Origin of the sequence: Burkholderia semiarida (genome assembly GCF_029268935.1) — a bacterium.
GTDB classification, from domain to species: domain Bacteria; phylum Pseudomonadota; class Gammaproteobacteria; order Burkholderiales; family Burkholderiaceae; genus Burkholderia; species Burkholderia semiarida.
Genome location: NZ_JAHLCL010000005.1, coordinates 1,054,896 through 1,066,262 on the forward strand (window position 1 = coordinate 1,054,896; position 11,367 = coordinate 1,066,262).

Below are 11,367 nucleotides of genomic sequence, written 5' to 3' on the forward strand. Positions count from 1 at the left end.
GACAGAAGTTCACGGGCGAGTGGTCGGCGTACCGGTGCCCGATGCCATATGAAGCTGACATCCGTGCCATCGGCGCGCAGCGGTCGGCAAATCTATCCAACTCATACCAGCGTAAACAAACATGTCTTCACGGGTCCCCTCGACCATATTCGTCATCGGTGGAACGGGCGCACAGGGATTGCCCGTCATCCGGGCGCTCGTCGCCGACGGCAAATATGCCGTGCGCGCCTTGAGCCGAGATCCTGAATCGCGACGGGCCATCGAGCTCTCCACTCTTGGGAACGTCTCGATCGTGAAGGGCACGTTTGCCGATGAAGCGGTCCTGCGTGACGGTTTTCGTAATTGCAGCGCAGCGTATATCAATCTCGATGGATTCAACACCGGGGAGAAGACTGAGATTTATTGGGCCATCCGATGCTATGAAATAGCCATCGAAGAAGGAGTCAAGTTCTTCGTATACGGAAACCTCGATTACGCGCTCAAAAGGTCCGGATACGATTCCCGGTTTCGGACAGGCCACTATGATGGCAAGGGCCGCGTAGGGGAATGGATTCTGTTCCAGAACCTGACAAACCGGGACCGGATGGGCGCCGCGCTGCTTACGACCGGTCCGTATATGGAGATGGCCGTCTCGGCAATGACACCAATGACGCCGTCCGTGGAAAGCGGCGTCGTTACGTGGCGGGTGCCACTCGGTGACGGCGCCGTTCCGCATGTAGCGCTTGAGGACTGCGGGTACTACGCACGTTGGCTTTTCGACAATCCGGAGCGTGCGAATGGCATGAATCTCGAGGTCGCGATCGAGCATGTCGAGTATGCGAAGCTTGCCGAGGCGTTCGAAGCCGTGACCGGACATCCCGCGCAATATATTGATACCGACCTCGAAGCATACTGGAGCGGACCGCTCAAGGCCGCAGCCGATTTGCCGTCCGGATATAACGCCGATCTCCGCGACAAAAGTACGATGAGCTTCCGCGAAAACTTCACTGGCTTCTGGAATCTGTGGAAGTACGGGATCGTCAAGAGAGACTACGCATTGCTCGACGAAATTCATCCCGGGCGAATCAGGACGGTCGAACAATGGCTCAGGCGCGAAGATCAGTTGGGACGAGCACTGGGCAACGGAGGCCTCTGGGAACGGGTTCAGCCTGAAAATCTGCTCAGATCGCCGCCTGTCTTGAAGCTGTCCGAAGACAAGAGGAAGGGCGCGTTATAAGTTCCTCGCGAACTTCTGGCTCAACTGCAAAACGCCTCACTACTTGCCACGCGTTTTCTCACGCTGCGATGCCGGCGAAGATCGTCGACGCTCAACGTCCGAAGCTGTCGGCAAGGCGGCCAACGAGGAACGACATGCCAATGTCCGGACATGGCCGAACTGAGTCAGACAACCTGACACTGTCTGCTTGGTCTGGTCCAGTCCTATACAGATGAGAGACTGGACGCACTTTTGGAGTGCTGCCACTTGGGCAATGCGGACCGATATCCATCCGGAACCGCGCATGCGCCGCCTCGCGCCTTTAAGCTGCTCGCTCCACCACCCAGCGAGCCGGGCTCTAGCAGGGCGTGAGTTGAACGGCGCGCGCGCTTAGACTGCGTCGCGTACCCGCATGATCGTCTGGCGGCTCGTGCCAAATCGCCGAGCAAGCGCGGCCACGCTTGCCCCCGCGTCCAACTCGCGCAGCACGTCCGCCCGCTGCTTGTCCGACAGGGCGGACGGCCGCCCCATCGCCTTGCCTTCCGCCTTCGCGCGAGCGATACCAGCGTGCGTGCGCTCAATCAACAGATCCCGCTCGAATTCGGCCACCGCGTTCAATACCTGCATCGTCATCCGGCCTGCCGCGCTCGTCAGATCTACGCCGCCGAGGGCGAGACAATGAACGCGGATACCGCGTTCGGCCAATCCTTCGACCGTGGCCCGCACGTCCATCGCATTGCGGCCGAGTCGGTCGAGCTTCGTCACGATCAACACGTCGCCTTCTTCCATCTTGACGAGCAACTGCGCAAACCCCGGCCGCTGATCGGCGCTTACGCTCCCCGAAATGCTTTCCGACACAACGCGGCGCTTGTCGACCGAGAAGCCGGCCGCCTCGATCTCGCGTAACTGGTTCGCGGTGGTCTGGTCGGACGTACTGACGCGGGCATAGGCAAAGGTTCGGGACATATCGGGCACTCAATCTGTACGAAATAGATGTCCGAATATAAGGCGATGTCCAAAACATTTCAACCCTTATTTACGGACAGGGCAAAATGCCTCTGTCCGCAAGGGATCGGTTTTGGACTGGCGGATTGGATTGGAGGCCGATTGCCTTCCGGTCGGCCGCGGGGACAGGTAGGAAGGTGCCACTATTCGAACGACAACAACCGACCCGGAGCGGCCGGTCATGACCGATGGCCAACCGCCCGCCACTCAGCTGTTACCAGACATTGGGAATTTCGTGCAAGCGAATAGAGAAGCACATGCTTGCCCTTAAAAGTTGGTATCGTTTATGCTGAATATCCATGGTAATGGTAGATCGTTTCCGACCAACTCTCCAAACTAGCCCCGCCGATCAAATATGCAACATATCTCTGCCTACCTCCTCGAAGCTCGCAGCCTTCCCATTAACGAGGCCGAAAAACTTAAAAATGATGTCACAGGCGTCATTTTTCAATGGTTATCTGACAAAGGTGTGAGCGATCCCACCTGTAACGAAGGTACTTTCAATTCTTTAACGGAGAATGGTCAAGGAAAATTTGCCAGAGAGCGTACAGTCGCGGACGGGGGTGATTTAGAAGAAATTAGGCTAGACGAATTTTCGAAAGCGGGGCAGATATTTTCGACGACACTTACGGTCGCCCGATCGTCATCCGACGTCTCTGTCCATGTGACGCTATCCGTTACAAATACGGTTAGCTTGATCGCGCCGGTATACATTGATCCCCGTTGCCCAGCGGTAGTTCGGCAGTTGCTTGCGCTTGACGTTGGTTGGTCAATGAATGGGAACCGAATACCCATTGGGAAATTCACTCCGCTTGTTGGTGAAGATGGAGCACGGACGCTACTTGACCAACTGCGCTCCAGCAAGCGACGTATGCCAATTGTTGTAGTTTCCAAGAACGACGGAGAGATATTATGGTCGAAATTCGACGAAGCACTTGCATACGATCTAGCTGGGTTGGCGCATGTAGTGACAATCGATGACGAAGCATCTTGGATGCTTACAGATGAGGTTGGGAAGGAAAATTCGTGCTACCTTGGTGCAGTACGGCTCTACTGGCCGGTTACAACTAGCAGTTCTGCTACGGCCCAGTTCTTTGGACGCGTCTGGACCGCATCCGCGCTCTTGTCTAACGACCACGATGGGAAGGGGGCGTTGCGCTTTCGCTCAACTTTGCGCCACAAAGTTATGTCGGTTGCGGCATTGACGGTTGTACCGCCGGCGGAAATTAGGCAGATTAAGAGCGAAGCAGCTCGCTCCAGATTGACGGAACTCGAGAAACGGGCCTCCGCAAATTCTGAGGAACTCGAGATCGCGAAGATGTATCTTGACGATAACGAGCAACTCAAAGCTGATCTCGCACAGGCAAAAAACGATATTGCGATTCTAAGTAATCGTGCTGAAGCGGCGGAATATGCTCTAGAGCAGATCAAGGGTCCCGATCTTGATGCTCAACCAGCAGCCATGGCGCATGTGCCGCCTGAACCGAAGGGCGGCGAAATACGTTATTACAAAAAAGCTCACAGCAAACCTGCTTACGATGTGCTTGTTGAGGTTAAGGACTGCGGCCACACAAGTTGGCAAAGCGCCTCAAAAGCAGAAAAAGCGAAGAAGGGGGTAGAAAAACTAGTAGGAAGAAGCAATTGGAAAAGTATCCAACATTGCGGGGCATGTACTGGTGGAGGAATGTGGAAGGTTCGTTGGTGATATCGCGATTGCTTTCCTGATTGTGAGTTGCCGGATCGGACGCAAACGACCAGCGGCAAGTCCTCTCCTTTTCGGACGACAGCCGTCCGTTGGCTATACAACAGCGGACTTCCGCGTCGGAGCAACGAGAGTCCGCAGTTGGCCGAACCCGGACCGACGATGTAGTTTTGCACGCATCGTTGGTGGCCGTGGTCGCCGACGGCAGAAGTCGACCCAGAACTGCCGCTCGCGATTCGATTGATGGTTGCCCGCCGGGTCGGGGTGGTGAGGGTTGCTGGTTCATACATACTCCGTCACTGGAGACGCATCACGGCGACAAGGTGATGGAAAACAAGGACGCGAGCGTTGCTACCGGTCGATTTAGTGCGGGTATCCACCCGTTGCGCAGTCTCTGGAGCCGGATGCGCAACTAATTATTCAAAAAACCAGACAGCGAATGTGCAAATGCACGTGCCTGCTCATCGTATGTAGTGCACAAGTGCAGGAACATTTCCTCTTGTGACACGATCCTGTTTCGAATCAATGCGGCGTATAAATTCTTTCCATCTGGATTGTCGATGCCCGGGTTTTCTTCCGTAGATAAACGCGGCCAGTATTTTCCATTCATATATTCGATAAAAATCTGTTTTTCGATGCTATCCCACGGCAGGAACTCGATATTTCTCCGATCTCGAGCGTAGCGAAATCCGCGCTGATCACCGTCCAAAACAGAAATGACGTTATCTTCGGTGGAAAGAAAGTGTTGATCGGAATTTCTGTCCATCAATTTGACTGTATTAGTTCCGCCGCCGATAAATATAATTTTGTATTTGTAAAATGTCCTTGGGAGATATTTTTTGATGGAAAATTCAATGAAATTTTCAAGTACATCGTCTTCGGTGAGGATGTACTTATCCCACCCTGAAAATCCGAATAATAGGCTCTTTGCATAGTTAAAAGAAACGGGTTGAATGTCGAGCACCCCGTCTTGCGACTCGATGTAATGTAGCTCATCGGAGCGTAGGGTTCCCATGATCGCAAGCGAGTGCGTCGTGAATATAATGTTTACCGCATACTTTTGACAGTACAGCCTCAGCTGCTCCGCAAGCTTTGCCTGAGCGGCAGCGTCAAGGGAAATATCAATCTCATCGATAACGATCAGCTTTCTGCCGGAAACGATGTTTCGGTAGAGTGATATCAGAAAATACTCTCCGGAGCTGAGATAGTCTTCCCGGATATATCTACTTTCGTCAAGAATAAGGCAATAGTAAGTTCTCTTCTTGATGGTGATGCAACGCAGATTGTCAAATTTATTGCTGTCGTAGATCGCACCGAGAAGATCGATCAGCTCATCGGGGCGCGTATAATTTTCAATGACGATGTTACGTCGGATTTCGCGGTCGGCATCGCTGATACTCTGGAAAAAGTTGAAACGATCACCATAGGGCATTGGAAGCTCAACTTCGAGGCTATCGCGAAGCTGCTGTGCGACGACTGCTTTGCAGTTGAGGCTCTTAAGTTTAGGGTCGAAAGTAAAGGCGTATTCATACGGATCGCACGAGTAAACGATCTTGCTCGACGTCGAAAAAATACTGTCGATGGCCGTTTTCTTGAATGTATCCGCTATACGAAGATTGCGCAACGCCTTAATAAGAGTGGTCTTCCCAATCCCATTGCGCCCAACGAGGCAGGTGATTCCATTCTCGTCTAGATCAAGAGCTAGCTCTGCCGAGCGGATGTGCTGCACGTTCTCAATTTTCAGGATCAGCTTCATTTTGATCCTTGGTGCATAAGGGTGTCGATTACGGTGACGCCATATTTTTTACGGAGCTTATCGAGGTATGCTGGGTCGACAGTGTTCACGTAGTTCACATAGCCGGAAAGTTGCTCCGTAGCTTTGGCAAGATCTGTATCTGAAAAATCACGGAATTTCGCACTATCCGTAATGTAAAAATGAAGCATCGTCTCGATTTGTCGCTTCAATTTGATGTCGACAGAAACGGCTCCATTCGGTAGTATCACCAAGCCGAGAAGTTTGATTTTCCGGCCAACGCTCGTAATTTTTGTTTTCTCCGGATTGAGTTTGAGTTGAGCTAATCCGACGGACTGAAGCATCACTTCGATAATGGCTGCGAGATTGGTGAGGTCATCCCTGTTTTGCGAAGAGACGATGATGTCATCGGAGTATCGCGTGTAGACCATCCCGTGCTCCGCGCAATAGCCCTCGAAGCGATCGTCGAAGGTACGCAGCACCGCATTGCTGATGAGCGGGGAGGCAGGAAAGCCAATTGGTAAGGCGCCGTCGATCGTAACCAGTTCGATAATGCGATCGACATGATCCAAGAGGTCGGAGATCGGCGTGCGCGCCGCGGCACTCTCAACGACTGCACGCACCATCGTCGAATCAATATTCGGGAAAAAATCCTGGATGTCGGCTTGGAAGAAGTGCTTGTTATGCGCGTGCTTTCTCACGGCCCCGAGAACGTTTACGCCTTTTCGGTAGGAAAACACGACCTGTTCATTGACATCAAGGTACTCGAACAGAAACAGGTTGAGGAAACTATGATAGATCTTCATTGTCTTGTCTGGTGCGTAGACAAGGCGTTCCTTCGACGCTTGGGTTCCGCCCACGTTGAGCGGCTTGTATCGGGAATCCAGGGCTTCGCCTATGAAGTCACGATAGTCGTATTTGCCGTGATACATCGCCCGAAACAGCTCTGCGAGTGGCTTCTTAGTCATGGAGACGAGTGAAGTAAGGTCAACGAACCCGTCTCGCGACACGCGAAACGACCGACCGAGTGCGATTGTGCTGCCGGCATGTACGTACTGCCGATGCAACGCCATCGTCACATAAAAGATGACGGAACGGGTGGCAGAGTGGGAGAGCGAGAAGGTCGCTTTTGACAGCGGTTACAATTTGGGCGGCGGCCTAGAGGAGGCGCACCGCCCAATCGTAAAGTAGATGCAGAGCCGGGAGAGGCCAGACGTGAGACTGGAGATGCTCCTAGTCGCTGGCATGTTGGGAGCTTAACGCAACTCGCCGCCCAGTGCAAACGCTCAGCGGCGCCGGCTGGCCCTGCTGAAGAGGGGGAAGGTCGCGCTCTCAACAATCGAATGACCGCTTGCTGAGTGAAGGGGCCTTTTGAATGCCTGAACAATGCGTCGAACGATTGTCCCATATGGCCGCCGCGGCCGGCCGCCGCCGTGTCACGCTCGACCGGCGCAGGACGACCCAGCTCAGCCGGCGCTAGCTTTGAAAACGCAAACGCGGCTGCTGAGCCACAACGGCCACTTCATGAGCCGACCCCATATGCATTGAGGTCGGTAAGCCGACCTGCTAGAGTCCTTGCCCGAGAACGGTGTTGGATTGCTGTCGGACCGCCCGCGTCCGAGCGGGATCAAACGAGAAGCGGTGTATATGGACGCAGACATTTCATTCAAACATACAGGACTACCGCAGCTTTGCGCCTTTCCAATCATTTCCCATATACCCGGAGTCGAAATGTCGACGGGCATGCACGGGTCCGGTTTCTTCGTCCGGTCTGGTGAACATTGTTTTGTCGTAACATCGCTCCATTGCATTTGGAAGCCCGGACAGTCTCTGGCAGATAACGTTCGTAACTTGCTGATTCCCGCTCCTTTCCGCAAGCATGCCAGAGGACTTAAGCAGCGGGGGCTGATCTCAACGAAGAAAGCGGGCACGCACGGGCGGCGAAAGCATACTACGAACACTGACCGCAGCCCGCGGGGGGACTTCTGGCTTACCTTCAGCGAGGTGCTAACTGCGAAGGCTTTGGAACGCACCGACGAATTTACGCAAAACGGTGAATTCGATATCGCAGTATTGCCATTGACGGGTCTCTCTAGTCGCGCTAGCTCGGCAGTGCTCGCGAATGCGATAAAGTTACCTCCGGCAGGCACTTGGTTTGATAGCGTCGTTGAAAATAACCGAACATCCGAAAAAATAAGGCTTCGCGCGCGGGGCTTTCCCCTCAATGGTACGGAATCGTCAATCGCTTATGAATCAGCAACGATCATTCAACAGGGTGTTCATCTGACAGGGTATGTGAGTGGACCCGGACCGTTTCCGCATTCGATAACTGCCGATTTTGAGCAAGGCAGCCCGGTCTCGGATATAAATGGGTTGAGCGGAGGCCCCGTCTTCCTCAGACTTCCCATTGGAAGGAATAACTTCAATTACTTCCTTGTAGGCGTGATGACGAATGGTCGCACACGGGCATGTACATTTGTGACGGTTCAGTGGGTAACCGATCTCGTCAATAGTTGGGTAGCCGAGCAAGCCGCGATGAAAGTGAATGGGGGCAATCGCACGATATCGATTCGTCAAGAGTCCAAGTTTTGACGGTTCGCGCAGGTCGTGGTCGTTGGGTATGCCGTTCGGGTGGCGGACTTCGCGTTCTGGTTTGCGGGGTGCATGTGATTCCCTCTGGTCGATCCGCCGATATCCAAACATGTTCGCGAATGTCTGTTATCTCAAGCAGAACTCTCTCCTCAAACGTCTGTGCGTAGTGATCGACGAATGAGCGCTCATGGCCGAACAGCGACACCATGTATCGAGGTCTTAGATAATCCGAGACAAACCTTTTATGGGGGCAGACCTTTCGATATAATGACGGTACTTGTTGGCACCTAATCGAACACGGCTCTAGGAATATGTGGGCGATACAAGGGAAAAAGGCGGGGAATGCTCAATCGTTGAACATATTTCGTCGCGCTGACGAGAGGGTGCCGGGGGTGTGCTACCAACACATCCCGCCGGCGATTTTTTGGCTTGGCTGCCTGTTCCATAATTGGAGGAACCACAAGAGCCACCGCGCCTAGGAAACGCATAGCTCTTGTTGGGACGAATGATACCGCGCACGGCGCGCCGTGCAAAGTAACTTTGCAAAGTTACTTTGTGCCTCTCCCGCGAACTTCATTGCGCCCGTACTTTGATAGTACGGGCGCGGTTTATTGCCACCGTTTTCCTCCTTCTTGCGGAACAGGCCATTTCTCAACAGAAAATGGCTCTTAAGATTCTTCGACTTATTGGTGTGTTGGATTGCGTCGGCGTCAAGAAAACGACGCTGTATCGCTGGATTCGTGAAGGCACGTTTCCAGCGCCGGTCCAGTTAGGGGCCAGGAGCGTCGGCTGGCGCGCGCAAGACGTCCAGAACTGGGTCGAATCCCGCCAATCGACGCGGGAGCAAGCATGAGCGCGCCCTCCCTTATGATCGATCGCGGCGGCCCGTATGGTCGGGCGATGGGCGCCGCCGTCACGGCCCGCGACGCTGCGTTCGTGCGTTGCCGCGACGCCCGACTCCGCAAGCTCGCAGGAATCCTCGATGACATCGAGGGCTGCTTCTGGAACCGTGGCGACGACGCCGGGAAGCTCGTTGCGATCGCCGTAACGCTTGCCTCGACGCTCGCGCTCGAAGCCCCGCGTCTGACGACAAAGCAACTTGGCACCGCCTGCGAGAAGTTCGTCCAGGCGATTGCCGCTGCTGAACAGGATTCGGCGAACTATCGTCGTCAACAGTACCAACAGCTGCGGAAAGCCTATCGTGCGCTTTACAACGACTTCGATGCGCAGTGCACGGACGGGACGCGCCGTTTGCAAGTTAGCGCCCTGCTGCGAGGCGTCGCGCTCGGCCAATCACTGGCGCAGGGCAGCTCGCGACTGGATATCGAACAGCTCAAGCTGGCGACCGCTGTGCTCAAGGGGGAGGCCGCCTGATGCTCCCCCAAAGTCGCTTTGCACTAGGCAATACGCGGCGAGGGGCGTCGCGATTTGCGTCGTCCAGCATCGCGCGGTATCCTGTGCGCGTCGCTGAGACAACAGCGGCCCGGGGTGACAGCCGGAATAGTTCCAAGGCGGACAACCGCCTTCGCGCGGTTTTTTTACGTCCGTACACCTTGCGCCTTCTATGGTCGGGCCTTGGTGGGGGTGCGTTCGCGCACGCCGGTTCCCTTGGACGCCGGTCTGTCAACCCTGCCATGTGCCCGGCCACCCCGTTTGACAGCGGGACCGGGTTCGTCAACCCGTCCAAGGAGGTCGCACCCAATGCGCCAGCCCACGCACGCCCGTACCGGGCAGCAATCCCACCTCATTCAATCCATCGTCCGCGCAGCACTGCGCGATGCGGCAACCGCCAGCACGTATCAGGACGCGCTCGACGCAACCGGAGCGGCGCTGGCCGCAATCGCCGCGCTCGTCCGTGCGGAGGTGCGCCATGGCTGACCTGCGCTGCAAGATCGGCGATCTGGCGATCGTCACGAAATGCGATGCGCGCTCGCGTATCGGCATGCTGGTCGAGGTGGCGTCGGCTCGTCCGACGCCCGATCACGATTGGCGTGTGCGGATCTTGGGCGGCCCTGTCTCGGGGCGTAGCGTCTGCGGTCGCCGGTCTGGCGATTTCGCGCACGCGGCCGTCTATGACTGGAACCTCACGCCGATTCGCGGCGAAGCGGAGCTGGATTGCACGGTCGACGTCCGGCACCTCCTCGCGTCGATTCTGGAGGTGCGCCATGTCTAAATACCGCCTGCCGAACGAAGTCACGATGATCGCCATGTGTGCGGCCCATCAGTTCGCCCACCTCGAAGCCCTGTTCGATGCTGTCCGTTCGCATCTTGCGGAGGGCACCTACGAGCGAGCGCTCGTCGACATGGGGCAGAGCGTCGCGAGCCGGTATTCGGCCGAAATGCGCCGCACCGCGCAGCCGGAGGTGTGCCATGACTGACCAGCGCATCCGAACCGCGGTTGTCGACGGATTCGACAACGCACCGCCGTTGGATACGGGCGCACCGATCGAGCTGCAATTCGCCGTCGACCTTGGCGCGATCTGCGCCGACGCATGGCTCGACCTGAAAGGCGACGTGCGACTGCACGACTACGCGGCGCATCAGGCCGCCGCGTTCGCGCGCGGCATGGAAGCCGCCATGCAGGACGCAGGCGACGTCGACGCGCACCGCGTGACGATCAGCCGGCAAGCGTTCGCGGCCGGCCTGATGGGGCGCGTGCAACAGCACCTGTTCGCGGCGCTCGGCCTCGTCACGCGCGAACCGCGTACAACGCACTGAGGGGTCGGTCATGGCAAAGACGAACAAGAATGCCGTGCAACCGCTCGCGTCGCACTTCGTGGCCGAGGTGAACCGCCCCGATCCCACCCGCATCGGGACACGGATCAGCGATGCGATGGAGCTGCTGGACAGCCTGCATTGGGCGGCCGACAAGGCCATGTCCGATGACGACTACTGGCTTGTGCTGAGCCTGTTCCGCGCGTCCCTGCCGTCGATCGGCGCAGCGCTGGAGGCGGCCAACGACGCCCTTGGCGAGTCGCGGCTCGGCCGCTACGTCTACAGCAACGACGTCACGGCCGGCGGGGCGGTTCTGTCGGTGCCTCGCGCGGCCGGCTGACGCTGCGCCGCTAGGCATCGCCGCATCATTCAATTCTTCGCGCGTCGGGTAGCTGCTTGCCCGAT

13 protein-coding genes are annotated in these 11,367 nt (G+C 56.1%); 10 read left to right on the forward strand and 3 right to left on the reverse strand.

Annotation, left to right across the window (positions count from 1 at the left end; genetic code table 11):
* The first annotated feature begins 121 nt into the window (after positions 1-121).
* Complete coding sequence (locus tag KPB06_RS11580) at positions 122-1,216, forward strand: NmrA family NAD(P)-binding protein (RefSeq protein WP_060010187.1); 1,095 nt, start codon at positions 122-124, stop codon at positions 1,214-1,216.
* 369 nt (positions 1,217-1,585) lie between these two features.
* On the opposite strand, the gene KPB06_RS11585 is transcribed toward KPB06_RS11580, so the two are convergent.
* A complete protein-coding gene (locus tag KPB06_RS11585) occupies positions 1,586-2,161 on the reverse strand; it encodes a recombinase family protein (protein WP_060010189.1) in 576 nt (191 codons plus the stop codon).
* A 394-nt stretch (positions 2,162-2,555) separates the two neighbouring features.
* On the opposite strand from KPB06_RS11585, the gene KPB06_RS11590 reads away from it, so the two are divergent.
* The gene (locus KPB06_RS11590) at positions 2,556-3,905 is read left to right on the forward strand and encodes a hypothetical protein (RefSeq protein WP_143328719.1); all 1,350 of its coding nucleotides are present in this window, start codon (positions 2,556-2,558) and stop codon (positions 3,903-3,905) included.
* Between the two features lie 409 nt (positions 3,906-4,314).
* Here KPB06_RS11590 and KPB06_RS11595 read toward each other — a convergent pair whose 3' ends face one another.
* Positions 4,315-5,658 (reverse strand): AAA family ATPase, encoded by a 1,344-nt coding sequence (locus KPB06_RS11595; protein WP_069224286.1) that lies wholly within the window; start codon positions 5,656-5,658, stop codon positions 4,315-4,317.
* Positions 5,655-6,623 (reverse strand): reverse transcriptase domain-containing protein, encoded by a 969-nt coding sequence (locus KPB06_RS11600; RefSeq protein ID WP_069224411.1) that lies wholly within the window; start codon positions 6,621-6,623, stop codon positions 5,655-5,657. The genes KPB06_RS11595 and KPB06_RS11600 overlap by 4 nt, the downstream gene beginning before the upstream one ends.
* 679 nt (positions 6,624-7,302) lie before the next feature.
* Between KPB06_RS11600 and KPB06_RS11605 the strand changes: the two genes are divergently transcribed.
* From KPB06_RS11605 to KPB06_RS11640, 8 genes are all read left to right on the forward strand, one after another.
* Positions 7,303-8,247: a hypothetical protein gene (locus tag KPB06_RS11605; protein WP_143328718.1), complete on the forward strand. Its 945-nt coding sequence runs from the start codon at positions 7,303-7,305 to the stop codon at positions 8,245-8,247.
* Between the two features lie 661 nt (positions 8,248-8,908).
* Entirely contained in the window at positions 8,909-9,100 is a 192-nt protein-coding gene (locus KPB06_RS11610) for a helix-turn-helix transcriptional regulator (RefSeq protein WP_089465283.1), read from the forward strand.
* A complete protein-coding gene (locus KPB06_RS11615; protein ID WP_089465067.1) occupies positions 9,097-9,621 on the forward strand; it encodes a hypothetical protein in 525 nt (174 codons plus the stop codon). The genes KPB06_RS11610 and KPB06_RS11615 overlap by 4 nt, the downstream gene beginning before the upstream one ends.
* Positions 9,622-9,948: 327 nt before the next feature.
* Complete coding sequence (locus tag KPB06_RS11620; protein ID WP_088510010.1) at positions 9,949-10,125, forward strand: hypothetical protein; 177 nt, start codon at positions 9,949-9,951, stop codon at positions 10,123-10,125.
* A complete protein-coding gene (locus KPB06_RS11625) occupies positions 10,118-10,420 on the forward strand; it encodes a hypothetical protein (RefSeq protein WP_077188936.1) in 303 nt (100 codons plus the stop codon). Before KPB06_RS11620 ends, KPB06_RS11625 begins: the two co-directional genes overlap by 8 nt.
* Complete coding sequence (locus tag KPB06_RS11630) at positions 10,413-10,625, forward strand: hypothetical protein (RefSeq protein ID WP_089465282.1); 213 nt, start codon at positions 10,413-10,415, stop codon at positions 10,623-10,625. The genes KPB06_RS11625 and KPB06_RS11630 overlap by 8 nt, the downstream gene beginning before the upstream one ends.
* Positions 10,618-10,965 (forward strand): hypothetical protein, encoded by a 348-nt coding sequence (locus tag KPB06_RS11635; RefSeq protein WP_009908645.1) that lies wholly within the window; start codon positions 10,618-10,620, stop codon positions 10,963-10,965. Before KPB06_RS11630 ends, KPB06_RS11635 begins: the two co-directional genes overlap by 8 nt.
* Before the next feature lie 10 nt (positions 10,966-10,975).
* The gene (locus tag KPB06_RS11640) at positions 10,976-11,302 is read left to right on the forward strand and encodes a hypothetical protein (RefSeq protein ID WP_013699103.1); all 327 of its coding nucleotides are present in this window, start codon (positions 10,976-10,978) and stop codon (positions 11,300-11,302) included.
* Positions 11,303-11,367 lie beyond the last annotated feature (65 nt).